Genomic DNA, 25,803 nt, shown 5'->3' on the forward strand with positions numbered 1-25,803 from the left:
ATTTGAGAGTTTTTAAATTAAGCAATAACTGTTTCATATTATTTTGCAGATAATCTGGTAAAGCCTATTAACAGATCTCCTGATTTTGTTTTACCCAACATCTTACATACAAAATTATCTTTGGTTATACCATTGCCTTTTCCTTCAAATTCAATAATAAGGTTTTTTCCTTTTTTCTTTGTTTTTATAACTTTGGCTCCTCTTCCATAATTAACCGCTTCTGAGGCTCCAAAGCGCAGTGATGCTATATCTATATCCTTCTGTGCGTCGAATCCTGATTCTGAGATTACAAGCACTTTTATAGATTTTGTATCTATATTAACAGGAGTTTTATTTAACATTTTCATACGTTTATGAAGCGTAAGTGGCATAATAAGGTTTTTTGAACTGTGCTTATCCCTTGCCAGGTCGTCCGCTTTTGGCACATCAATAACAGCAAGAGACAAATGGGTTGCACGCCCATATTCGTCCTGCAATATATGTGGCCTTTCCAATTTATACCAATGCGTTTGTGTTCCATCTTCGTAGGAGGTATTATTAGGCGTATATGCTGTTCCTGGGTTAAATTTCCAGCGAATACCGTCTGGTGAGCGTAGATAGATGGCCCGATAATCCCAAAATGCATTTATCATCATGTGGTATTGCACCTCATCTTTCCATAATACTGGATCTTCATAATTAGAGTTTCGGTATTTCTCTGGAATAATTGGATTCCCTTCTGTTGGCTTGGTAAGCACATTATATGGTCCAAGAGGGTTTGTTCCTTCGCTTAGCATCATGGCGCCGCCTTTTGTTACAAATAGGAAACGACCATCATCTAAATGCACTCCAGACAAATTTCTATAAAAGCGATAAAACCTTTCGGGAATTTCATCAGCTGTTTCTGTATTGACAGTCATAGTCCCTAGACGTTTCCATGGCCCACCCATTGCTGCTGACTTAAACAATGTGGCTTCCCAATTAATAAGGGAATAGAGTATATAAGTACCATCATTTAATAAAATGATATCTGGGTTATGTCCATAACCATCTGCAAAATTATATGCCTTTTCTTTTTTCACAACATACGGTCCTGTTGGCTCATCAGACATCACATAAGCTACTGTCGAACTAGGCCACTCCCAATGTCCTTTTGTAGCATTCGCTGGCCAGCGGGTTACGCACATATGGTATTTTCCTTCTTTGCCTTTCACTGGGCGACCTCCCCAATAACTCCAATTAGGATCCTCAATACCATTGTCTGGATCACGAGGAAGAACACTCTCTGCTCCCCATAAATCTGAACGTAGCTCTTTATATATTGGCATCGGACGTATTAAATCGCTAAAAGATGCTCCTGAAACCATTTTAACTTTTGCTTTTACAGGCTTAGATGCCATACTTTTGTTACCACTAAAATCATGGGCAAAAACTATGTAGGTATTCTCAATATCTTTAATAGGAGTAAAATCTAAATACTTATTACCCTTGATATCATGAGCAATCTCCTGCATCTTCTCTCCATTGGCATCCCCTCGATATATGGAGTAACTTTTAACATCTTTATCTGAAACTTTAGTCCAGCTGATTTTTAATTCTGCATCAAATACTTCAACATTCAAGTTAGTCGGAGGGGCTGGCGCCTCTTTATCGTACTTTGTTATCCGTACTTTATTAGAACCTGCTGATTCTTCAGTATCAAATTGGGTAACGATATAAGTATACTCAACCCCAGTTATAAAATTGCTATCTACAAAATTATTTGATGTTGTTTCACCTATTAAATCGTAAGCAATCCCTTTTTCAAAATCACGACCTCTGTAAATTTTAAACTTGGTATTTGTTTTTATTTTTTTATTGGTCCAACTTAACTGCATACCAGTACCAGTAGTATTTACTTCTAATACAGGACCTGCTTTTTTGGGCGCCACGACACTTATGTTAACATAATGCAAATACACTTTAACATCCTCTCCTGAATAAAAAGTAACCCTTACAAAAGGAAGACCTGCCTTGGCATCTTCTTTTGTAACAGTGTAAGTACCCTTAAAATGTTCTACGATTTTATCTGATCCTATTAATTTCACTTTTTCAGCCAGAATTCGTTCATAAGTTCCAAAAACCAAACTTACAGTCATTGTACCATCACTTATATACTCCAAATCGGCACCAAAACTCCAATTTAAAACATCGCCCGCAAGAGGTTGTTGGTATTCTGGATTTGTATTTAATATTTTCGATTCGGCTACAGCAACTTCATACATTGAAAACAAAGTACCATGATGGAGCCCCATGGGGTATTCACTTTCTCCTTTTACAGCACGAGTTATCCAAAATGGGGATTGCTCTGCTTTTCTCCAATACCCCCAAATCGCAGAGAAGTTTCCATCATTAACATTTTCATGAGGTGCATTATCGCCTAAAAGAACTATTTGCGCATGTATTGGCAGTACCAAAGCCGAAATAACGACCAATGAAATAAAAAAATGTAATTTCATAATATATTTTCTTAATTTATAAGATATTGTTTGCCATCTCTTATAAAATTTCTATTTAAATAATTTATTAGATGAAGCTCATTTACTTCTCATACTAAAAAAATAAAAACACTGAAAATCATACAATTATCAGTGTTTAATTTCATCTATAATCTAGCAGTTTGGATAGCATTTAATTCAGAATAAAGCATTAAAAGCTAAATAAAACCCTTAAAACTAAATAGATTTACTTTAATTGAGATAAATGTACAAATTATATAAATATTGCAAAAAATTAGAACGTTAATTGCTTACAAATTTACGTTTATAATACATTCATAACATATCATTAATCATAAAAAACCGCAGTATTGACAATACTGCGGTTTTAATCAAACAAACTAATTCAATACGCTATAAAACAAAAAACTATATTAGCGTAAACTCATAAAAATGTATTAATCCTGAAACAACTGTACCCAACGCCCATCAAAACCTTCATTGGACAGCCAGTTTGTGTAACTTCCTTTTCCTAAAAAGAAACCTCTGTTAGCCAATTCGTCTGTCTTTGTTCCATTTCCTCTGGTTCCATTGTGTGCAAAATAAACATGTTGTTGCCAAGGTTGAGGATCTAACTTTTCATAAAAATAATCACCTTCTTCTCCATAATAATAAACGCCCCAAAACCAATGTTTTCTTATAAAACCATCTCTATCTTCATCTTCATCTTCAACATCTAGAGCCTCATAATAAAATGTTCTTGTTCCCGAAGCAATGGCCACAGAACCATCTTCGTTAAGTACTGGGGAACTTAAATTAACCTGCCTTGTTTTTTTCCAATTAACACTGCTTAAATGTGTAGGGATTATATCTGCTATATCTTGAAGCTCATAAGTAATTCTTTTGACTCTATTAAATTTAACTGTGATGTCCTGTGATTTTCCTGATGCCAAACTTGCCGCATTATTTTGGTTTAAAGTTTGCGCATTCCAATAGTTAACGGCAGTAGCATCGCCTTCAAAAGTAAAAATATAGTGAAATCTATTATTGCCAGAGCCATTAATATCTACCTTAGCACTATTGTTATTATTATTTTTTGAGTTAACAGTACTCCAGGAATCCTCTACAAATCGTAATTCGGCTGTACCGATAACACCATAATCCCAATCTGCCTGCCATATCATAACGTGCTTTCCATTAGCTGTATTCATAAAGTTAAGATCTTCGTCTGGGTATTCTCTTGCATTATGCAAACCATGTCTTGTAATTACAACATAGTTTATGCCTTCTCCAGATCCTGGGTTGCCCTGCACATCATCAATTCTAATTTCTATACGCTCCCAATCATGTATAGACCCTCTTTGTTTTGCGTGATATACGTGATACAATAAAATGACACTTTTGGTGTCAAGTTCATTATCGTAAAACTCAATGATTGAGGTATATAATGTAGGTCTAATTTGCCATTCGGAATGTTTAGATTTATCAATAAAAAAATCAAGTTCCTTCGACCAATTTTTTTTGTTATTTTTAAGGCTATTGTCTCCATCGAAATAAAAATTGGTAATCCAATCATATCCCAAATGGTCATTACTATATTCGTGTGCCTGTTTAAATATAATAGGAGAATAGTATCTTAGAAATTCTCTTCGCTGTTCGTTATTTAAACTCATTAATGTTTTGGAGATGGTTCCTACTTTAGATTGAGCTTCTTTTGACTGCATGTTGTTTGACTGAGTTGATTCTATTTCCGACTCAATTGAATCTGTGCAGGAAATCATTAGTACCCCTATTAGCAAGAGGTTAATTATATATTTTGATAATTGCATAACTGTTATTTTTTTAAAATTGTTTGAATCACTTTGTTATCTTTTTTTATAATGCCGAAAAGTGTTAAGCTTTTTTCGGTAGAGGCATCTAAAGCAATACCTTGACCTTCGTACGGAATTGAATATGTGTTTTTCCAGATTAGCGTATGTCCTATTTTAGGAAATTTTAGTTTGTAAAGTTCTTTATCGTCATGGCCCGTAGCATAAATGGTACCTTCTTTGGTTATAAAACCACCTGAATTGCTACGTGTGCCAAATTTTCCTATGAGTATTTTTGGAAAAACCCATCCTTCTATGCGTTGCCAATCTTTTGTAAATTTCACTAATTGTGTCCAACTATTTGTTTTTCCTTCGGAAGAGCCTCTCCCTGTATAATGCGCAAATGCCACATACCAATATCCATTATAAAAATCTAACCAGGTCGCTGATCCTATATAGATACCTAAACTCACATTGTCTATATGCATAAGAGTTTCTGGATCAAAAATCTCTATAGAGCTAGCCATTGGAGATTCTGGATAATTGGAATTGGTACAATACAATTTTCCATTTATAATAATACCACTGTTTAAATGTTTAATAGCTCCTGATGTGTCTTTCCATTGTTTTACCTGATTACTAGCTTTTCTGGTATACTTAACAATATTTGAATTGTTAACAACATAGAAATAATCACCATCTACTGCTACCCCTTGTTTTGCTTGTTGTACTTCATAGGTTTTAACAACCTTAAATTCTTGAGCATTCGATGGTATTAAAAACAACATGAAAGCAATACTTAGGAAAACATATTTTTTATACATTTTTAAAACAAGTTTCATAGTTTTTCATTAAATGGTTATCATTTCTGCTGCTTTTTTCGCCAAGTGGACACCCCATTCTGAAGCTCTTTAGCATACAACCTCAGAGGCTTCATGACTATTTCGTTTCTAGGGTTGATTAATGTAAATTCTAAATAGGGTGACTTGGTATCAAGATGGAAAGTTATTCTACCAAAATTAGGTCCGTTAAAGTACACTGGTCTTATTCTAATTTCACGTCTGCCCTTCATCCAGTTACTACCTGTACTTTGAGCAAGGGGAGAGCTTATTAAATCATAAAAATCGTACCCCCCATTTTTAGACCACGGAATAGCATTGAGTTCTCCTACATGAGTATCTCCTGATAGTAGAACCACACCTCCTATTTTATTATGAGTTATAAATTCAAAAAGGCGATTTCTTTCGGTAACAAATGAAGACCATGAATCACTACCAATTCCTTTAGCAGACGCCCAGCCACTTCCTGAAACAATCAATTTAAAGGTCGCCTTGCTTTCTGCTAAACCTTTGGTCAACCATTTGTATTGACGCTTTCCCAAAAGGCTTTTTTCTACACTATCTGCATCAGTATTAGGATCTCTATGGTATCGGCCATCTATAAAGAAGAAATCCACATCGCTATAAGAATACTTAAAATATACTCCTGCATTATCGTCTTCACCATAATCTGGATTTGCCCAAATTTGCTTAAAGACTGCCAGAGCTTCTTTTTTAATCGGGTTGGTTTTATTGTGATCGTTCAAACCAAAATCATGGTCGTCCCAAATTGCTAAATTGGGAATATTACGAATTACCGATTGTAGTGTCCCAACGTCTCTTTGTCGTAAATATTCTTCCCTTAAAATATCTGGATCTAAAGCATCACCGTAAATATTATCGCCCAACCAAAAGAACAAATTGGGTTGTTCTTTATAAACAGCATTCCAAATAGGTTGTTCTCTATCTGAAAGAAATCGAACACATGAGCCAAATGCTATACTAAAATTTGAATTTGCTTTTGATAAAGGTGCTGTTTTAAACTGAAAAGGAAATTCGTCCTTTAAATATTTCTCTAATTTTCCATTAACCAGAACTCTGTAATAATATTGAGTTCCTGCCTTTAAATTGGTAAAATTGAATTTTACGATATAGTGCTTCGACTTTTCGGCATTAATAATATCAGATTTTTTGACGTTCTTAAAATCTTTCGTTTCAGAATATTCAATCTGTACAGGAAAAGGACCACTTACCCTACCCCAAACATAAATGGAGGTAGGGTGTGCAGCTCCCAACATAGGACCTTGCATAAGTCTTGGTGTTCCTAATTTGCTTTGCGCCGAGAGATTATACAAGCAAAAACAAATAAATACCACAAAAGCCAAGTTTTTATAAATTCTATTGCTAGATGATAACATACTTTACAATTCAAATTTAAGCCCTAACGACCCCCAAAAACCATAGCCCTCGGTTTGATGTATTCTTGAAAAATCTTTACTAGGATCACCAAAAACCTCTTTTTCAAGCTGATCTGTTAAATTATTAAGTTGAAGAAATACCGATAAGTTCTTTGTGATTTTTTGACTCGCAGAAACATCCAAATGAAACTCATCTCCAAAATAAACATCTGTTAGTTCGCTATCTCCCAAACCTATTAAAATAGCATCTCTGTAAACACCCGAAGCTGTAAAAGACAATCCAATGTTTGGGTTTTCATAAAAAAGACCCACATTAAAAATATGGTTAGGGCTTTCAAATGGTAATGTACGGGTTATAATTTCGTCTCCTTCCTCAGCTGAAATTTTTTGTTCTGTATAGGCATAAGTATAATTGGTATTAAGACCAAACCATTTAAGGAAAGGTACGCCATCGTTCAAAAACTTATGTACGAAAGACACTTCTACACCAAGTGCTTTTGCATTCTCTCCATTTACAGACTGGTAAACAGTGTACAGCACATCGTCTATTTCTTCAAAAGTTCGTTGCCTCTGTATTTGGTTACTTATAAATTTTCCAAAGGCACCAACTGATATTAACCCTAGGTTTTTAGAATACTTTTCAAAAATAACATCAAAATTGTTTGCTCTACTCGCTTCAATTTCTGGGTTTTTTCTACTAATTCTTCGTTCGTCCATATCTATAACATCTGGGCCAGGAATTAACGAACCAAAAGGCGGTCTTGTAAAGCCTGTGCTATAGGCTAAGCGTAATAACGTATTATCGTTAAAATTATATTTGGCTTGTGCAGATGGTAAGAAATTTCGATACGAAAATTTATTTATACGACTAAAATCGTCTGCGCGAATTGCTGCATATTGGTTACTGGTTTGCGTATACCTCACACCAGAAACAAGGGATAGTTTGTCACTAAATTTTGTGGTTAGTTTTATATAAGCCGCTAGTATGTTTTCTTTTGCATTATAATCTGCTCCATCTCCGCGATCCTCATCTAATTTAAATTCGCCCAATCCTAAAGCTGCAACTTCAGCATCGTTGGCACGAACATTTATAAATCTAAACGCGCCACCATCAAGTGGTATCGGATTTTCTTCATCATCCACTTTTACCTGTGATCGCTGTTGGTCTCTTAGCCTATCTTTATTTCTAAATTTTCCTCCGACTTTAATTTTATGATCTATATCAAAAAGATTAAATGGTATAGAAACATCCAATCGACTTTCAATATTTTCATCTTCTGTAATATTATTATCAAACCTTAAACGGTTCAAAAATAACCGACTGTTGGTATCAACATTATCTGTTACTCTCAAATCAGTTAATTGCTGATTTGAAAAACCACTATAATCTACATCTCTGGCAAAACGCCAATAAGATCTAAAAGGCATCTCTTCTTCTGCTTTTGTATAATTGAAACGATAGGAAATTTTTAAGCCTGAGAGATTATGCTTTCCTGAAAGTTGGTATAAAAAATGCTTTTGGTATTCGCCCCGATTACGAATTTCTCGTTCTTCTTCTTCATCTCCGACCAAATAATCTACTTTTCTTCTAATTTCATCATCGTCATAAATGTTGAAATTCATTAAAAGCTTCAAACTATGATTTTTATCGAAACGTATATCTGGACTAAACATCACGCCATAGCGCACCCTTCTCACATCATAATCGTTGTTTCTTTTTTCTTCTATATTCAATGAGGTATCATCCGTATATAAATACTGATTCAACAAGGAACCACGATTCGTTCTATAATAGCTACCTGCAGCAATTAACCCCAATTTGTCATTAAAAAAACGCTTACCTGTAACCAAAGAAAAAGCCTGTAAATCTTTCCCCAAATCTTCAAATTCAGATTGTTGCTGATTAAAGCCTCCGCTCGCAGAAACATTCAAAAGTGGTTTATCTGGAGCTTGTTTTAGATTAAAGTTTACTGTACCTCCAATAGCATCACCATCCATATCTGGGGTTAGAGTTTTGTTGACAACAATAGATTCCATTAAATCTGCCTGTAGAAGATCAAGGCCTACAGCACGGTCATCATCTGGATCCGGGCTTGGTACTCTGGAACCGTTCACCTGAATGGCATTAAACCTGGGTGACAACCCTCTTATTGAAATGAGTTCTCCTTCTCCTTGATCGCGACTCAAGGCAATTCCAGGTATTCTTTGCAAAGCTTCGGCTGCATTACGGTCTGCATATTTACTAAATTGCTCGTAAGAAACCACATTTTTAATATTCTCTGCATTTTTTTGTTCGTTTAATGCTTTGGCTTGTCCACGTGTCAAGCTCCCATAAACGAGTACGTCTCCCAATGACTCAACATTTTCTTGAAGAATAAAATCTGCTGATGCCGTTTTGCCTCCCCTTATTGTTACTGTTATTTCTTTATCGGCATATCCTATGTATTTGGCTTTTAAAGTATGATTGCCTTCTGGAAGTTCTAAAGTGTATTTTCCATCAACACCAGAAATTGTTCCTTTATTTGCTTCAACTCCCACAATAGTAGCATAAGGCAAAAAATTGCCACTTAAATCAAACACAGTACCCGACACTTTTCCATTGGTTTGTTGAAAAACCGAAACCTTTGCATGGCGATTTTTCTTGAGTACGACCATATTCTTGCTAATTTCATACGAAATGGTCTTAGGCAATGCATCTGTTAAAATAAACTTAATCGTTTTGTTTTTATATGTCTTCGTTAACACTCTATTTAAAGGAGTTCTGCTTTTACTATACACAAAACTTATGTCTGAAACTTGTTCAATTTTTTTAAGTAGAACCTCTAAAGTTTCTTCCTTGGCAGATACCGAAACCTTAGTTTCTAAAACAGTAGGTTGAGAGAAAGAATCTGCATAAGTACTTAAACACCAAAGACTGGTTAGCAAGAAAAGAAAGTAGGTCCTTTTAAAATAAGAACGACATTTCTTTTGTTTGATAATAATTTTTTTCATTTTTGAAATGCATTTAAATTAAAAATTAATTAATTGGTTTTTAGCCGGTAGATATTACCAGTATCTTCCGGTTTTTTTTCACATCCGTCACCATTTATAGCAATAAGATTGTTTGTTGTTATGGTGTATTCACCATCCAATGAAGTACAAATAAGTTTCAAGATTTTTTTTAATGATACTTTATGAAAAGTACCGCTGATATAGCAATTTTTTAGGTTTTCGTTTTTTAACTGAAAAGTAACATGATAATTCTGGGATAAATATTCTAATGCTTTTTCTAATGGTGTATCATCGAAAATAAATTTTCGGTCTACCCATGCCATTTCATTTTCTACACCATTTGTATGCTCTTTTGAGAGTTTTTTAGAGTCTATATCGTAAATGGCCTTGTCTCCTTTTTCTAATAAATAAAGTTGTTCGCTTTCTTTTTTATTAACCGCTACTTTACCTTCGATAACACTTACAGAAGGTTTTTTGCCTTTGGAGTCTATATTGAAGCTCGTACCTAAAACAGTAGTTGTGAAATTAGGGCTTGACACCACAAAAGGCTTTTCTTCGTTTCTTGCAACATCAAAAAAAGCTTCGCCTTTTAGTGCTATTTGCCTTGTTTCTGGATTGGAGAAGTTGTAGGATAAAACACTATTCTCATTTAACCAGACTATAGAGCTATCTGGCAATAAAACTCTTAATTTTTCATTATTTACGGTTCTAAATTCTTTCCAAGTCTCATGAAACCCCAAAAGATTGTAGGCAAAATACACTCCCAATAAAATAATCACTGTTGCAGCTATTTTTAAAACGGGTTGATACGTTTCATAAAAACATAATTTACTTTCCTGAGGTTTTGTTTTAATTTGGCTTAATACTTTATGCTTAGCTTTTTCTGCGTTAAAAGTTGTTGCTTTTAGATCGCCTGTTTCCTTCCATTTTTTTGCTATACTATCGAAAGCTTTTTTGTTATCACCATTGTTTTCTAATAGCACAAAAAGTGTATTAAGGTCATCCTCACTAATTTCGTTAGACAGATATTTAGTAACCAGTTCCCAAAAAGACTGTTTCATTCCCAATAGATTTATACCTATAAGACAATAGAAAACAAAATGATCTACTACTCAAAAAGATTACAAAAAGGTTAAGAAAATGTAAATTAAACTTTGTGCTTAAACAGATTTTTTTTTATTAGGGTATTCTTTGTGTAGAAATTTAATCGCCTCCACCATTTGATTTTGCACAGTGTTTGGAGAAATATTTAAAACCTCAGCTATTTCTTTATATCTAAGCCCATCGATACGGTTTAACATGAAAATAATCTTACGATGTTGAGGCATTTTATCTATAGTTCTTTGCACCAAATCAAGTTGCTCTTGTACAATCATTTTATGCTCCTGGGTAGTTACGTCTACTATAGAAAAAAGCTTGTCATTAAATGTATCCTTAAACTGAATTTTATCTGACTTTAATGCATTTATGGAAGCATTTTTAACACTTACATATAAAAACGGACGTAAGTTTAAAATAACGGTTTCTTTCCTCTTATTCCATAACTTTACAAAAACATCCGAAACCAATTCTTCTGCTGTTTCTTTTGAAATAGAAAACTGAAGTGCAAAGTTGCTTAATCGCTCGTAATATCTATCAAAAAGGTCTTTAAAAGCGTCTTCACTATCATTTTGAATACGCCTGTATAGTTCATTTTCGCACATATAACATAAATATTACAGGTGCAATTTATTAGTTATACGCTTTTTTAATGGAAAGAAAAGTTTAAGTATATATTAAATATTTGAAAACCATTCTTTTTCAGTTTGTCCATTCATATACTCAGGAAAAATAATATGGTGAGTAAAAGTTTTATTGGCTTTTAAATTTTGTAGCGTATAAACTATGGCGTTTGATTTTACTTCTTTTTGACATCCTTTTTGAGAATAACATGTTATTGAAATAAATAAAAGCATCAGTTCCAGACACAAAACATACCATTTAGTATGTTTTTGCTATATTTGTATTATTGTTTTATTATCAAGCGCTTAAATTTCACTGTTTAATGACTTCTTGATTATTACAAATTGTAAATTATTGTATTCAAATAGATCTCAAAAATATTCATTAAACCATGAAAAATTTATTAATTATAGTGGGTGTAGTCTTACTCCTATATGTTTCTTATCGTGTCTTTCGTTATGTTTCATTAGATAGTGAACTTGATAAGAAAATAGAAAATGGAGCGGTAATTTTGGATGTAAGGACGGAAACAGAATTTGAAATGGGGCATATTGAAGGTTCTGTAAACATATCGCTAGGCTCGATAAGAGAGCGTTATGTGGAACTTGACACAAGCAAAACCTACATTACTTGCTGTTCTCATGGACTACGAAGTATCAAGGTTGAATCATTACTTAAAGAGAGGGGGTTTAAAAAAGTATATAATGGTGGGGTTTGGTCTGACCTTGAGGAAATGGTAAGCCAAATATCACAAAAAAAATGATTTTACTTTTTAGTGATAAAGCGATTAGGCAGTTTATTAGGATACCTTGATTTTTTGTATTAAAAGTGGAGCAAATTACAATTTTCTTATAAAAAAAGGGATTTGACTGACAATTTTCACTTGCAAATAAGCTTCTAGACATAACAATGGTTTTTAACCAAATTCCTATTCATCATCAATTTTAGTTTAACTAGGTGGTTTTCTCTTTACTTGAATAATGCGTTTAGCTCCTCCATCTTTAACGTTTGTTCTGGGCTAAAATCACTACTGCTCATATATTCGATAATAGCATTACGTAATTGGTTGGCAGCGGGTCTTTTTGCCAGGTCACTTTCTATATCGATACTACACAGCATCAATTTCCCCTTGCCTACCTTGGTCTGTAGCACGTTTGCCAAAAGATGATTCCTGCCATAGTTGTCGATTACCTGTACCAGGGGTTTAAAACCTTTAGGAAGCTCATCGAGAACGATGGAACTGGAATTGTTTTGTAAATCCCACCATTGCCAGTTGCTATGGTATTCCGTGGGGAAATGTTTGAACAGGCCGTGTTCTGGGTCACAAAGTATGCTCATGGTTGTATCGCCCCCCCGTGGACGAGTCCACCACCAGGTAGGACTCCAAAAAACGGGTTTTGCACTACCTGAAAAAAATGCCTTGATGTCTTTCCCCTTTGGCAGCAACAGTACGTTTTGTCCATTTTCCAATGCTGTTGTCACTTGTCCTGTTATGGTATGTGCAACTAAAATATCTTTTGGGAATGCCATATCGACCTCGGAAGGATAGCACCAGATCTTCCAGTCGTTCAATATTTTTTCGTTTTCTGAAAACACGGTTACCGTGAGCTGTTCCGCGCCCTTCACCAATGACAGGTCCGTTTCGATCTTGCCCAACTGGGTACGTTCCCCTTGTACCAAATTTTGCTTTTGAAAATTTCCTTCGGCAACAACGTCTCCTGTTTGGGTTTTAATGTTCCATTTGAAAGATGCATTGGCAATATCGTCTAAACTATAGTTGGTGATCTCAGCCGATGCGGTAAAAGGTTCGTTGGCATAGTATGTCCGTTTTGGCATGCGCAGCAACGGTACCGTAGGCCCACAGAATTTACGGAATTCCGCAGGAGTGATCCCGCCCTTGTTGTCCCAAAAAGCGTCGAACAGGCCAACATGGGCCGTTCCCTGCCCTGGGTAATCATGAAGCGAGAGCAATTGGAAGCCCGCATTGTAACGGCTCCGCATCAATACCTCGATTTCCTCTTTGTAAAGGATGGCTGCATGGTGCGTTGTGGCGTCGGTAAACTGCTTGGCCTGTGCCAGCATGCCCTTTTCTTTCAAATCTTCACGGATGGCCTCAAGGTTCACGGGCTTTAGAACTCCCGTATACTTTTTAATCTCATCAACACTTGGATACGAAGCATGCTGCCCCACCTCGTGCGTTATCGATGCCCAATGATTATTTGTATAGTATTCACTCAAGTCTTCTTCCGTTCCTGGTGTTCTAAAACCTCGTGAACCCCCGACACGATATTGGTCTACCTTTGCACGGCTTTGCTTGTGATCCATACCTCGTCCTCCTGAGGACACTGAATATAAATGACGGTTATCGTCTTTAATGGCTGCCGCAATCATCTCAATGTTCTCGGGGTCTTCTTCATCATCTTGGGCTAATTCGTTTCCTCCAGTCATAAACATGAAAGACGGATGGTTTCCATATGCCCTATTGATGCGCAGCAATTCTCTTTTTATGAATTCATCTCTTTCTTTGTCGGCAGAAACATTGGCACGCGGTGCTTCAGCCTGTAAATATACTCCAACCTTATCGGCCGCTTCAAAAGCTGCCTTTGGCGGGCACCACGAGTGAAAACGCACGTGGTTCATGCCCAGTTCCTTTTGGCGGCTCAAGATTTCCTCCCAACTTTCCACCTCCATGGAAGGGTAGCCCGTCAGCGGAAAAATACAGCACTCCAGATTCCCCCGCATGTATGTCTTCTTGCCATTGATAGTAAAGTTCTTATCCCTTACGGCAAGCTCACGCATTCCAAACTTGACCAATAGGTTGTCCCTAAACGAGCCAGCCGTCAGTATGGCATCCATCTTATAAAATATTGGCGTGAACTCATTCCATAGTTTAACATCAGTGCCCATTGGCACCGTTACCTCTAAAACCTTGGAATCCCCATCAACCACAAAATCCAGCTTGGTTGCATCTATTTTTGCTGTTCCGTCAATTAAAGAAGGTTGAAGTACAATAGAACCAGCTTGTTCTTTGCCACTTTTGTTGAAAACCGTCACCCTTACTTTGGCCTTGTTGTCGGCTATGGACGGATAGACCCTCAAGTCGTCCATATAAATCAGATCTTTTACCTGCAATTCGATACGCCCGACCATTCCGTTCCAATTGCTTTGGGTATGTTCCGATACCGATGATGCAAAACTTCCTAAACTGAAGGGATATTTGTTATTTACACAAATGGTTATCCTGTTCTTACCAGGGCGCAGATAATCCGTTAGGTCATATTCCTGTGCTGTACACAGGCTGTTTTCACTTCCAACATAATCACTGTTCACCCAAACTTCGGAGACCCAGTGCACACGTTCCAAAAACAGCGTATAGTTTTTGACCTCCGTGTTTTCAGGTATTTCGATGTCCCGCTGGTACCAGGCCTTTCCAACATAGTAGTGAGGTCTGACCAAAGCGTTATAAGGGTCTTCGTATTTCTCTGGCCCACCAAGACCAGCCTCATCGGTTGTGCCAGGCAGACTGATGGTATCCGATAGCTCCTTCAAGAACCATTGTTCTTCAGCTCCCACATTTTCAGGATCCAATTGGACAGACCAGATTCCAGAGAGATTAATGGCCGTATTGTTTTCTTGTTTTGTACAAGATTGCAGTACCGTAACAATAGCTACTATTATTAATAACCTGAACGATATACTCTTTATTCTCATTACTTGAAATTTTCTGTTTTTATTTAATACATCAAGAAAGTAGCTACTTTATAATTTATTGACTAAACCATATATTCATTCTCTCAAAAACTATAAAAGTATTACTTTTTAAAGCAGTACTTTCTCAGCTGTTATTTTATCAATAAACTCTCTTGCTCCAACATGCATTGCATTTAAAGTTAATACTTCATTAAATAAGTTTAACGCACGCTCTTTATTTCCAAGCCCAAACTCACTTAAGGCTAGTAAAAATTTATTGTCCCAAGTGTTCCGCTTTTGCATATCATCCTCAAACACCAAAAGTAATGGTAAGGACGTAGCGAAATAATCTATCTTCACTGTTTCTTCAAGTTTGTTTTTGGCGTAGTCCTTGATATTATTAAGAAGTGTCATAGCCTCATCATTTTTATTCATCTCAATTAAAGATAATGCTGAATAATAGGACAGTTCTGAATAAGCACTTACTGCCATATCTATAAAATCACCCTCTTCTGTCGCGCTTTGCTGAAAAAGAATTTTTGCTTCTTTGCTTTTGCCCGAAGCCTTTAATGCTTTTCCTTGCCAATATTTTAAATGTGCTTTGGCTTGAAGCGGATGGTATTTTTCTCCAAGATTATCTGGTGTATTTTCGGCGTCATTAAAATATTCGAGAGCTTTTTCTGGACTACCAGATACTAACGCTTCTTGCCCCTTTCTTAAACAAGTATAGGTATATTGACGAATCACCTGACCTTCCCCTCCTTCCCAAGGGTGAAAGTTTTTGCTTTGCATCACTTTCATCGCTTCATCATATTGCCCTGTGAAATTGTAAAGAGCAGCTAACTCTACACTAAAATCATCACGTTCCAAAATAGATGCCAATTTAGGCTTTATAAAAGCCAATCGTTCTTCTGGTTTATCGTTCAGTTTTTTACGCAATTGGTCATATTCAAACAAAATACGCATATCCTCTGGTGAGAATTCTATAGCTTTTTTGAAAGCTTCACGTGCCTTTTCCCCCCCTTGTTTAGTATTCCAATAGGCAATACCCAAATTTCTGTACAAGGTACCATATTTCATTTCGTTCTTGGCTGCAATTTCCCAAGCTGCAATAGCTTCTGTATGACATTTCTTATCCAACAAATAATTACCCAATCCGTATGCTGCTAATGATGGGTTAGCTTCTTGTTGTATTGCCCATTCTAAAACAATTTGTTCGTGTATTCTTGATGGAAAACAATAATCTGGATTTAATGCACTTGCTTTAGCCAGAACAGATTTTGATGTATCCGTTTCGTTATTCATTGCATATAACCACGCCAAAACAAACCATGTGATAACAGATTGTTTTAACGGATTTGGTACAGCACAATCAGGAATTAAATTATCATGATGCAGCTCAATTAATTCGATTGCTTCTGAGTAATAACCTGCATCTGCATAATCAAAAGCTATATCAATAATAGTTTGCGCATCGTTTCTTGAGCTATCTAAAAATGCTTGGCAATCTCCTGATAGTCTACCCAATTCGTATTTTGCCCATTGGTCCAGTGGGTCAATCTCCAATATATCTTGTAAAATGGTTTTTGCTTCTTCAGCCTTTTGTAGCCCACTTAATATAATGGCCTTTAAAATATATGCTTTATTATTTTGTCGGTTGGTATCCAATGACGCTTCTATATGGTGTAAAACTGAAGCTGTATTCCCTTTTCTACTTTCAATATTAGCTAATAAATAATGTGATGATGAACGCCATGCATAGTTCCAAGTTGCTTTATAAAGTAGCGAATAAGCTTCTTCTGGTCTATTTTGAAATAGACATGTTAATCCTGCAAAATAATGTGCTTCTCCCGTTTGCGGATTTGGATGGTAAGATGTCAAAATTGCTATAGCCGACTTAAAACGCTTCAAAGCTTTATTAAAACGACCTTTTTTAAGTTCCGATTTTCCAAGTTCAAGAGCTGCTTTATAGTCATTAGAATTTTTCTCTAAAGCAGACTCCCAATAGGGTTCAGGATACCTTGTAGGATGTCTGTACAATTCCAGGTGTTCACCAATAAGGTTCAATTCTGAAGACGCTTCTATATTGTTTGCTTCATTGGGTTCCTTGGCCGTAATTCGATTTCTGTTCTTTGAAATCTCCTTTTCTTGATACGATAATAATTCTTTACCTTCATAATCTAATACTGTTAAAGAAATTGAATTTTCTTCACCAGACTGGATAGATCTTGATGTGTCTTCCCAAGGTTTATTGGGAGAAATCGCCACATTATCAATCTCTGTTATCTTATCTCCTATCTTTAAAACAATTTTGATACCTTCAATTAACCTTGTCGACGCAACTCCTAAATCCAATTTATTATCCTCCTGCACGCTAAGCCTAATAGCGACATCGTGATTTGCATTTTGTACGGGGCCTAAATTTTTATATCCCCACCAAAACTGAGAAAATGTTTTGGTTTCGTAAGGCGCTAAATAACTGAAATCTGGTTGATTATCGGTATAAACCCCTGCCATGAGCTCAAAATAAGGTCCACCTTCATCAGTAAGTTCTCTATCCCATGCACGTCCAAATTCGGAGTTCCCCCATGTCCATTGTTTTTTTCCTGGAGCTATATGCCTATTAGCAACATGTATAAAACCTCCTTGCGCGTTATGGTCGTAACCTCCAAAGAAATCATAATTGGTTTCACAAACCATATAACTTGTAGGCACTGGTATATTTGTATATCGTCTTAAGTCATTAGCCCCTTTTCGTTTGTGATAAGGAATCCCGTAATAATCGTTCTCTGCTAAAGGGAAACTACTTTGGGCTCGTACTGCATGATCTGCCACATAATGCACATCTGAGGGGAAAAAACTTTCATAATTATCATGCACCTCAACCGCAACATTGGCCCACCATAAAAAAGTTTGAGTAAAAGGTGTTCGATTAAATAGGCGAGCACGAAGTTCTATTAAAGCACTGTCAGGACGCAATCGTAACCCATGCATGCCTTTAAGGCGATTCAATGGGTCGTATTCAGACATCCAAATGGTTTTAGCTCCATCACTTTCATGTTCTATATGAACATCTGTAGGTAAATAGGTGCCTGGTCTATGGTGTTGTGGCCAATTAAATTCCACGCCTCCGCTTATCCAAGGCCCTGCTAAACCAACAAGTGCCGGTTTTATAACATCTTGTTTGTAAAAGAAATCATAATTACCATTGGTCTTGTCTTGTGCTTCAAAAATACGCCCTCCTATTTCTGGCAATATCGATAAGCGCACATAGTCATTCTCAAGTACCGCTTCCCTATAAGGTTGGTCCTCCTTTGTATCATAAACCTTATCTATAAAAGGAACGGGGTATACCTTTCCATTTGAGCCTTGATAGACTCGTTTTTCAAAAAAAACGGGATTAATTTCCGGCTTCCCCAACTTATAAGTTGGTATGATTCGTTTTCCTAGATTTGCTTTTACTTTACCCACAATAATAAATTAATTTTAATCTTAACTAACATTTTTTTTGGTTAGTTCTTCTTCAATTTGCTCAAGTGACTTCCCTTTCGTTTCAGGTAATTTTTTAAGTACGAATATGAAACCTGCTAAACATATAATACCATACAACCAAAATATCCCTGATGTTCCTAATGCATCATTCAATATAGGAAAGGTATAAGTGAGAAGAAAACATGCTGACCAAAGTGATACTGTTGCCACTGCCATAGCTGCTCCACGAATCCTATTAGGAAAAATTTCTGACAATATAACCCATGTCACTGGAGCTAAAGACATGGCATAACAAGCAATAGCTATCACGACCAATAGTAAAAGTGGCCATCCTGCAACATTAAAATGATATGCGAACCCCATTACAGCATAAATACCTGCTAATCCTCCCGCGCCAATTAGCATTAACGCACGTCTTCCTAATTTGTCTACTGTATAAATAGCAACAAATGTAAAAATAAGATTCACACTTCCTGTAACCACTATATTAAAGAGTATATCTGAAACACCATAACCAGCAGCTTCAAAAATCTCTTCGGCATAATTAAAAATAACATTGATACCGCACCATTGTTGAAAAGCTGCTAATACAATACCTATTATTAATACGGGTCGCAATCCTGGTTTTAGCAATTGACTAAAACTTACTTTTTCTGAAGCTGAAGTTAGGGTCTTCTTAACACTAGCTAATTCTAATTTGGCGTATTCTAAACCGCCTATTTTTTCTAAAATTTTTCCAGCTTTATTTTCACTTCTATTTTGAACTAACCAACGTGGGCTTTCAGGAACAAAGAACATAAGGATAAAGAAAAGTCCCGATGGAATAATTTCTGCCCAAAACATCCAACGCCACCCCCATTGTCCATTCCAAGAAGTTAAAATTTCTGCATTAGTAGCATCACTTGCTACAGGTTCAGCTATCATTAAATTGGCTATTTGCGCCAATAAAATACCTATCACGATTGTAAGTTGATTAAGCGACACAAACTTACCTCTTGTTTTTGCTGGTGATACTTCTGCTATGTACATAGGCGAAAGATTTGATGCTAAACCTATGCCAATACCTCCCATAATTCTGTAGATTATAAATAGATTAAAGCTAGATGTGGCTCCGGTACCTATGGCAGAAGCAACGAAGAGTAATGCTGAAAAAATCAGCAAACGCTTTCTACCAAATTTATCGCTAAAAATCCCCGACGTAATGGCTCCAAATAGACAACCAATCAAAGCACAGCTCATTGCCCATCCCTGAAGTGAAGGAGACTGTGTAATTTGAAAAAACTTCTCGTAAAAAGGCTTAGCCCCTCCTATAACCACCCAATCGTAACCAAATAGCAATCCGCCCATTGCAGAAACCATAGAAATAGCAAAAATGTACTTTGTATTTAATTTCATTTAGCTTAATGTTGGAAATATTAACAATAAATACAAAATAAGTAAAACACCAATTAACAAAAAATGGAGTAGTTTATTATTTTAATGGATTATATGATTATATTTGACTATGATCAAACAAGAAGGTTTCGCAGGACAACGCTCTGTGATTATTCCAAAAATTATCCTGGATGAAATATCTATTCTACCAGCTTGTCAGCAATTACATATTACTGACATTGGGTTTTACCCTAAAGCAGAACATCATCAACGCATACGCAAAAAAGGATCCAAACAATATATTTTAATTTATTGTATACTTGGCAGTGGGTGGCTATCTATTAATGGTGTAAGGAAATCGGTTAATCAAAACCAGTATTTTGTAATCCCTAAAAACCAACCGCATTCTTATGGAAGTAGCCTAAAAACTCCTTGGTCTATTTATTGGGTACATTTTTCAGGAAACTTAGCAAATGAATTTACTGATAATCAAAATCATATAAAATCAATCCCAAATACAAAAGAGGCTCGAATAACAGATAGAATTAAGTTGTTTGAAGAAATTTTACAAAATCTAGAAATGGGTTTCAATAAAGAAAACCTGATATATGCTAATATATGCATGCTTCATTTTTTGGCCTCTATAAAATACATTGATCAATTTAGGCAAGTAAAAAACATAAAAGTTACAGATAAAGTTGAAAGTGCTGTTTTATACATGCGAGAAAATTTAAACAAAGAACTTAGCCTCAAATCAATTTCCGGCAAAATAGGATTGTCTCCTTCTCATTTTTCTTTGATTTTTAGAGAACGAACAGGGAGATCTCCAATGGATTATTTTATTAAATTAAAAATACAGGCTGCATGTCAATATTTAGACCATACGAATATGAAAATTAAAAATATTGCTAATAAAGTAGGGATTGAAGATCCATACTATTTTTCACGGATATTTAAAAGAACAATGGGGGATTCTCCTTTACAATATCGCAAAAAACTAAAAGGATAATTATTTATAGTTTTTTGCTTGAATCAAAGTAATATTATTTCTGAGCGAATCTTTTTTATCACATTATTAGTATTTTCAAAAATATCAATAACCAAACTAGACATTAATAGAATTGACTCTACTCTGATAAAGATAATATCAGTAACTTTTATACAATTTATCTTTTTTATAAAAATATTGTCAGATAATTAATAGTGTTAAATTATTGAAAATCTCAATATGTTTCGAGGTGTAAACAATATGTCGGTATTAATAAAAGAAATCCATTATTTCATATTTATTCATTCGTATGATTAAAAAAAGAGCTATGTTGTAATCTATTAAAGATCATATGTTGACGTCTATTCATTATACATTATAATAAGTTTATCTATAGTATTCAATAATATCGAATTATAACATGAATTTTATCAATAAAAAAAAATTAAGCCTAATAGTATTTATACTCTTCTATTTTTTTTCAATAATAACTTTCTCTCAAACTTCTAATTTTGAATCACATACACAAAAACTTATTCATCGCCTTGATCCTGAAGTAATAAGATCTGTAATCTCTAATGAAAATAAGTTAGCTGCTAATGCTGAAAAACTCTTAGAGTTTTATAAAAAACGTAATTCGGTAAAACATCCTGTTAGCTATGAAGCCGAAGATACACCTCTCACTGAAAAAGACTTAAAATATGCTAATGACGCCCTAAAACATGTATTTGTTGGTCAACCTGCTTACCCTTCTCATTTTTGTGGTGACGATATTAATTGGAATTCAAGGCCAGTGCCAGATAAGGAATGGGTATGGCAACTCAATCGTATGTATTTCTGGAATGCAATGGGAAAAGTTTATACCAAAACAAAAGATGAACGCTATGCTAAAGAATGGTGCGCACAATTAGTAGATTGGACTATAAAAAACCCTAGAGACAAAACTCATTTTTATGCATGGAGATCTATAGAAGCAGGTAAAAGAGGCCATAGTTGGTCTGCATTATTTTTTAGGTTTATTCTATCTGAAAGTTTCACTTCAGAAGTATTAGTTGCGTTCATGAACAGTTGCTACGAACATGCCGAGTATTTAATGACTAAATATAGATCGGGCAGCAATTGGAGTCTTATGGAAGCTGAAGGTCTTGCATTTATTGCCTTTACTTTTCCTGAGTTTAAAAATTCTGAAAAATGGAAAACAGAAGCCATTCGAAGGTTTAGTATTGAAATAGACAAACAGGTATTTCCCGATGGTCATCATAAGGAATTAAGCATGGAATACCATACAGGAAGTATACGCTGGTTTTACAGAACCTACGAGCTTGCTAAACTAAACGAGGCTACACATCTATTTCCAGAATCTTTCACGAAAACCATTGAAAAAATGTGCGAGGTTCCTATGAAAATTTGCCTACCCGATGGCACTAATGCCCAATTTGGAGATTCATGGGCGGGAGAACCTAAACAACATAAAGAAAATTTTAAAAAATGGGCTGAACTCTTTAATAGAAAAGACTTCCTTTATACTGCCTCTAGTGGAGAACAAGGGCAAATGCCTAAAAAGACTTCATTTGCTTTAAAAGACAGTGGTATTTATTCTCTAAGAAGTAGTTGGGGTGATAATGCAACTTGCATGGTATTAAAATGTGGGCCAGATGGAGGTAGTCATTGTCAACCAGATAACGGCACATTTAGTCTCTATGCTGGAGACAAAACATTAATGCCAGATTCTGGAAGTTACATATACCATGGTGATCCAGAAGGACGAAATTGGTTTAGGCAAACAAAGGTGCACCAAACATTAACTCTTAATGGAAAAAATACCGAATACGCACCTAAACTATTAAAATGGGAAACTAGTGACAACTTGGATATTTTAGTCATCGAAAATCAATCATATGTAAACCTCAAGCATCGTCGGTTTGTATTCTTTGTTGATAAAAAATACTTTGTAATTGTAGATGAAGCCATAGGAACTGCGATTGGAGATGTAGATATTCATTTCCAACTTGCTCCTGGTAATGCCGTTTTTGACTCGAAAAAGTTTTCAGTGCGTTCAGATTTTAACAAAGGTTGGAACGTTCTTGTTAAAACCAATAAACAAAAAGGTCTTGAACTTACCAAGGAGGAAGGTAAAGTATCATTTATATATACCAAACAGGAAACCCGACCAGCTTTTAGATATAGATTAAAAAAGACAAGTAAAAATCAACCTATACAGTTTGTAACTGTAGTTGCTCCTTATGAAAATAAGATTCCCAACATAAAGTGCAAAATTAAAAATGACACCAGAATAAAAGAAAACAACCTTCAAATTTCAATTAAAGGAGGTGGTATTAAAAGAGTTTTGAACTGTAACTTTCAAACAAAGTAATGCCAAAAAATCACTTAAAAATAGCATCATTGAATATGAAAAAGAATAACCTTTTAAGAAGCTTGGTTTATATCTCATTATGTGTATCTACTCTAGTATCTTGTAAAAAAAATGAATCTTTACATAATAAAAAAAATACAGATAGCAGGCCAAATATTCTGTTTATAATGTCTGATGATCATGCTTATCAAGCTATAAGTGCTTATTCCGATAAGCTAATACAAACTCCAAATATTGACCGAATTGCTAACGAAGGCATCTTATTTACAAACGCATGTGTTACCAATTCAATTTGTGCGCCTTCCCGAGCCACCATACTCACTGGAAAACATACACACATCAATGGAAAAATTGATAACCGTATGCCATTCGACACCAATCAAGTAACGTTCCCTCAAATATTTCAAAAAGCAGGTTATACAACTGCAATGTTTGGCAAACTACATTTTGGGAATAGCCCAAAAGGCGTTGATGAATTTATGATATTGCCAGGACAGGGTTCTTATATCAATCCTGATTTTATCACTTCAAAAGGAGACACTACCATCACTGGCTATGTCACAGATATTATCACCGATTTTAGTATTAATTGGTTAGATAAAACAAGAGATAAGGATAAGCCCTTTATGATGATGTATTTACATAAAGCTCCTCATAGACCTTGGTGGCCAAGTCCAGAAAAATTCAAAGAATTTACAAAAAAAACATTTCCAGAACCCGCATCTCTTTTTGATAATAATGAAGGCAGAGGCTCAGCTTCTAAAACTGCTCAAATGAATATACTGCAACACATGACATATGGACTTGATTGTAAGATAAGACCAGAAACAATCAAAGAAATGGGCGGAGTAAAACCCCATGTGCGCGCGATGATGGCAAAGGGAAAAGACGGCATACGAAGAGATGGTTTTACGCGTAAATATGGAAGAGCAAACGATGAACAAAAAGCCTTATATGATCCTGTGATAGATTCTATCAATATATGGTTCAAGACTTATTGGCCAACCATGAACGACCAAGAAAAGATGCGTTGGAAGTACCAACGTTATATGCAAGATTATTTGGCATGTGTCTCCTCAATGGATGATAATATTGGTAGAGTACTGGATTATCTTGACGAAAGCGGATTAGCAAAAAATACGATTGTAGTATACACTTCAGATCAAGGCTTTTACCTTGGAGAATACGGTTGGTTTGATAAACGTTTTATATATAATGAGTCTTTTAAAACACCGCTAATGATACGATGGCCAAATGAGATCAAACCTGGCATAACAAATGACGAAATGGTGCAGAATTTAGATTTTGCCCAAACTTTCTTAGATGCAGCAAAAATTGAACTCCCAACCGACATGCAAGGAGAGAGTTTAGTGCCTTTGTTAAAAGGTGAAAATAATAAATGGAAACGTAAAGCTGTTTATTATCATTACTATGATTTCCCTGCAGCTCACATGGTAAAACGCCATTATGGTATAGTGACAAAACAATATAAACTAGCACATTTTTATTATGATATAGACGAATGGGAGTTGTACGATCGCAAAAAAGACCCTAATGAAACAAAAAATGTATATCATGATCCAGCATATGCTTCCATAGTTTCAAAATTGAAAAAAGAATTGAAAGAATTAAGGATTAAATACAAAGACTCACCAGAGTTGGACAGCATGTATATTGAAATGACCAAAAGAAAAGAACTGTAAAGAATCAAAAACTCAAAAATAACACTATCCCTTAAAGTAAAGTGTGTAAAATTTAAAACTAATCAAAAAACCACCGAGGGTTACAGCTCTTGATTTTAATACTTTTAACTCTATACAATTAGTTACTAAAAGGTCATCAAAAACAAATTTGACGACCTTTTTGTTATTAAATAGGTTCTGCTAGATACAATGTCAACGCAGACATGTTATGTATCTTATTCCTAAAAGGTACGTGCTCGATGTAGTGTTTATCTTCACCTAGTTCCTTCATTTTTTTTGGATCTTCAATCTCCCAAATATTAAGCCTTATTGCATTTTTAGGACCCATACCCATTTTGTACTCTCTGATGTTGAAGACGTTTTTTAAATGCATACCATAATTTTCGGCAACTGGTAAAATCTTATCTTCATAAACATCTCTTTCAACGTTTCCGTACCCATCATTCATAACTACTAAATCAACAAATATATTTTCGCCTTTTAGTTGCCCCAAATTAGTCTCAGATTCTGCCATATATATAGTGACTGCGTTCATGTTGTGTATTTCATTTCTATACGCTACCATCTCTAAATAATCTTCATCTTTACTTAATTCTTTAAGCACATTTGCATTCGGTAATATCCAAATATTCAACTTTATGGCTCCTATTAAATCTCCCTTCATATGTTTATTGAGCTTATAAGACTGTTGAATTTTCATTCCATACTTCTTTGTGATTTTTATTACTTTTTTTTCATACTTATTTCTATCTTTAATGGTAAATCCATCATTTAAAACAACAAAGTCTATCATGTAAATTTGATGTTTCATGTTATTTTTTTGGGCGGATGCCTGTAAGGTAGTTAAGTACAACAGTACTATTAATACGAGACTTAATTGGAGGTTTGTTTTTTTTGACATAATGTATATTGATTTTAAATTCTTGAGTTTAGTCGGATAAAATATTCTAATAATCTCTCAAAACACAA

Annotated in this window: 15 protein-coding genes; 4 read left to right on the forward strand and 11 right to left on the reverse strand. The window is 35.2% G+C overall.

Translation table 11 applies throughout. The features are described 5' to 3' along the window. Window positions 1–38: 38 nt before the first annotated feature. The 7 genes from HHX25_RS04965 to HHX25_RS04995 all read right to left on the reverse strand — a co-directional run bounded on the left by HHX25_RS04965 (window position 39) and on the right by HHX25_RS04995 (window position 11,194). On the reverse strand, window positions 39–2,477 hold the full coding sequence (locus HHX25_RS04965; RefSeq protein WP_169670767.1) for a hypothetical protein: 2,439 nt from the start codon (window positions 2,475–2,477) through the stop codon (window positions 39–41). 437 nt (window positions 2,478–2,914) lie between these two features. Continuing rightward, on the reverse strand, window positions 2,915–4,180 hold the full coding sequence (locus HHX25_RS04970; protein ID WP_169670770.1) for a hypothetical protein: 1,266 nt from the start codon (window positions 4,178–4,180) through the stop codon (window positions 2,915–2,917). Between the two features lie 110 nt (window positions 4,181–4,290). Further along, a complete protein-coding gene (locus HHX25_RS04975) occupies window positions 4,291–5,106 on the reverse strand; it encodes a YncE family protein (RefSeq protein ID WP_169670772.1) in 816 nt (271 codons plus the stop codon). Window positions 5,107–5,126: 20 nt separating this feature from the next. After that, the gene (locus HHX25_RS04980) at window positions 5,127–6,500 is read right to left on the reverse strand and encodes an alkaline phosphatase D family protein (RefSeq protein ID WP_169670773.1); all 1,374 of its coding nucleotides are present in this window, start codon (window positions 6,498–6,500) and stop codon (window positions 5,127–5,129) included. Between the two features lie 3 nt (window positions 6,501–6,503). Then, a complete protein-coding gene (locus HHX25_RS04985) occupies window positions 6,504–9,491 on the reverse strand; it encodes a TonB-dependent receptor (protein ID WP_169670775.1) in 2,988 nt (995 codons plus the stop codon). Between the two features lie 29 nt (window positions 9,492–9,520). Next, complete coding sequence (locus HHX25_RS04990; protein ID WP_169670776.1) at window positions 9,521–10,552, reverse strand: FecR family protein; 1,032 nt, start codon at window positions 10,550–10,552, stop codon at window positions 9,521–9,523. 99 nt (window positions 10,553–10,651) lie between these two features. Next, entirely contained in the window at window positions 10,652–11,194 is a 543-nt protein-coding gene (locus tag HHX25_RS04995) for an RNA polymerase sigma-70 factor (protein ID WP_169670778.1), read from the reverse strand. Window positions 11,195–11,604: 410 nt separating this feature from the next. Between HHX25_RS04995 and HHX25_RS05000 the strand changes: the two genes are divergently transcribed. Further along, window positions 11,605–11,976: a rhodanese-like domain-containing protein gene (locus tag HHX25_RS05000; protein ID WP_169670780.1), complete on the forward strand. Its 372-nt coding sequence runs from the start codon at window positions 11,605–11,607 to the stop codon at window positions 11,974–11,976. A 206-nt stretch (window positions 11,977–12,182) separates the two neighbouring features. Here the strand turns inward: HHX25_RS05000 and HHX25_RS05005 are convergent, their stop codons facing one another. From HHX25_RS05005 to HHX25_RS05015, 3 genes are all read right to left on the reverse strand, one after another. Further along, window positions 12,183–14,924, reverse strand: a complete 2,742-nt coding sequence (locus HHX25_RS05005) for a sugar-binding domain-containing protein (protein ID WP_169670782.1) — start codon at window positions 14,922–14,924, stop codon at window positions 12,183–12,185. 108 nt (window positions 14,925–15,032) lie between these two features. Then, window positions 15,033–18,374 (reverse strand): DUF5107 domain-containing protein, encoded by a 3,342-nt coding sequence (locus HHX25_RS05010; protein ID WP_169670784.1) that lies wholly within the window; start codon window positions 18,372–18,374, stop codon window positions 15,033–15,035. A gap of 21 nt (window positions 18,375–18,395) precedes the next feature. After that, window positions 18,396–19,790 carry a sugar porter family MFS transporter gene (locus HHX25_RS05015; RefSeq protein ID WP_169670786.1) on the reverse strand — a complete coding sequence of 465 codons (1,395 nt, stop codon included), beginning with the start codon at window positions 19,788–19,790 and terminating at the stop codon, window positions 18,396–18,398. A gap of 109 nt (window positions 19,791–19,899) precedes the next feature. On the opposite strand from HHX25_RS05015, the gene HHX25_RS05020 reads away from it, so the two are divergent. The 3 genes from HHX25_RS05020 to HHX25_RS05030 all read left to right on the forward strand — a co-directional run bounded on the left by HHX25_RS05020 (window position 19,900) and on the right by HHX25_RS05030 (window position 24,834). Further along, window positions 19,900–20,778, forward strand: coding sequence for an AraC family transcriptional regulator (locus tag HHX25_RS05020; protein ID WP_169670788.1), 879 nt, complete (start codon window positions 19,900–19,902; stop codon window positions 20,776–20,778). A 400-nt stretch (window positions 20,779–21,178) separates the two neighbouring features. Continuing rightward, window positions 21,179–23,131: an alginate lyase family protein gene (locus tag HHX25_RS05025; RefSeq protein ID WP_169670790.1), complete on the forward strand. Its 1,953-nt coding sequence runs from the start codon at window positions 21,179–21,181 to the stop codon at window positions 23,129–23,131. Beyond that, on the forward strand, window positions 23,131–24,834 hold the full coding sequence (locus HHX25_RS05030; protein WP_240964245.1) for a sulfatase family protein: 1,704 nt from the start codon (window positions 23,131–23,133) through the stop codon (window positions 24,832–24,834). The genes HHX25_RS05025 and HHX25_RS05030 overlap by 1 nt, the downstream gene beginning before the upstream one ends. Window positions 24,835–25,000: 166 nt before the next feature. Here the strand turns inward: HHX25_RS05030 and HHX25_RS05035 are convergent, their stop codons facing one another. Beyond that, window positions 25,001–25,645, reverse strand: coding sequence for a hypothetical protein (locus HHX25_RS05035; protein WP_169670792.1), 645 nt, complete (start codon window positions 25,643–25,645; stop codon window positions 25,001–25,003). Window positions 25,646–25,803 lie beyond the last annotated feature (158 nt).

This window comes from Flavivirga algicola, assembly GCF_012910715.1.
Lineage (GTDB): Bacteria > Bacteroidota > Bacteroidia > Flavobacteriales > Flavobacteriaceae > Flavivirga > Flavivirga algicola.

Bases quoted from the DNA above. Each gene is read 5' to 3' on its own strand.
- HHX25_RS04965 (WP_169670767.1), bottom strand. From the start codon at position 2,477: ATGAAATTACATTTTTTTATTTCATTGGTCGTTATTTCGGCTTTGGTA.
- HHX25_RS04970 (WP_169670770.1), bottom strand. From the start codon at position 4,180: ATGCAGTCAAAAGAAGCTCAATCTAAAGTAGGAACCATCTCCAAAACA.
- HHX25_RS04975 (WP_169670772.1), bottom strand. From the start codon at position 5,106: ATGAAACTTGTTTTAAAAATGTATAAAAAATATGTTTTCCTAAGTATT.
- HHX25_RS04980 (WP_169670773.1), bottom strand. From the start codon at position 6,500: ATGTTATCATCTAGCAATAGAATTTATAAAAACTTGGCTTTTGTGGTA.
- HHX25_RS04985 (WP_169670775.1), bottom strand. From the start codon at position 9,491: ATGAAAAAAATTATTATCAAACAAAAGAAATGTCGTTCTTATTTTAAA.
- HHX25_RS04990 (WP_169670776.1), bottom strand. From the start codon at position 10,552: ATGAAACAGTCTTTTTGGGAACTGGTTACTAAATATCTGTCTAACGAA.
- HHX25_RS04995 (WP_169670778.1), bottom strand. From the start codon at position 11,194: ATGTGCGAAAATGAACTATACAGGCGTATTCAAAATGATAGTGAAGAC.
- HHX25_RS05000 (WP_169670780.1), top strand. From the start codon at position 11,605: ATGAAAAATTTATTAATTATAGTGGGTGTAGTCTTACTCCTATATGTT.
- HHX25_RS05005 (WP_169670782.1), bottom strand. From the start codon at position 14,924: ATGAGAATAAAGAGTATATCGTTCAGGTTATTAATAATAGTAGCTATT.
- HHX25_RS05015 (WP_169670786.1), bottom strand. From the start codon at position 19,790: ATGAAATTAAATACAAAGTACATTTTTGCTATTTCTATGGTTTCTGCA.
- HHX25_RS05020 (WP_169670788.1), top strand. From the start codon at position 19,900: ATGATCAAACAAGAAGGTTTCGCAGGACAACGCTCTGTGATTATTCCA.
- HHX25_RS05025 (WP_169670790.1), top strand. From the start codon at position 21,179: ATGAATTTTATCAATAAAAAAAAATTAAGCCTAATAGTATTTATACTC.
- HHX25_RS05030 (WP_240964245.1), top strand. From the start codon at position 23,131: ATGCCAAAAAATCACTTAAAAATAGCATCATTGAATATGAAAAAGAAT.
- HHX25_RS05035 (WP_169670792.1), bottom strand. From the start codon at position 25,645: ATGAAACATCAAATTTACATGATAGACTTTGTTGTTTTAAATGATGGA.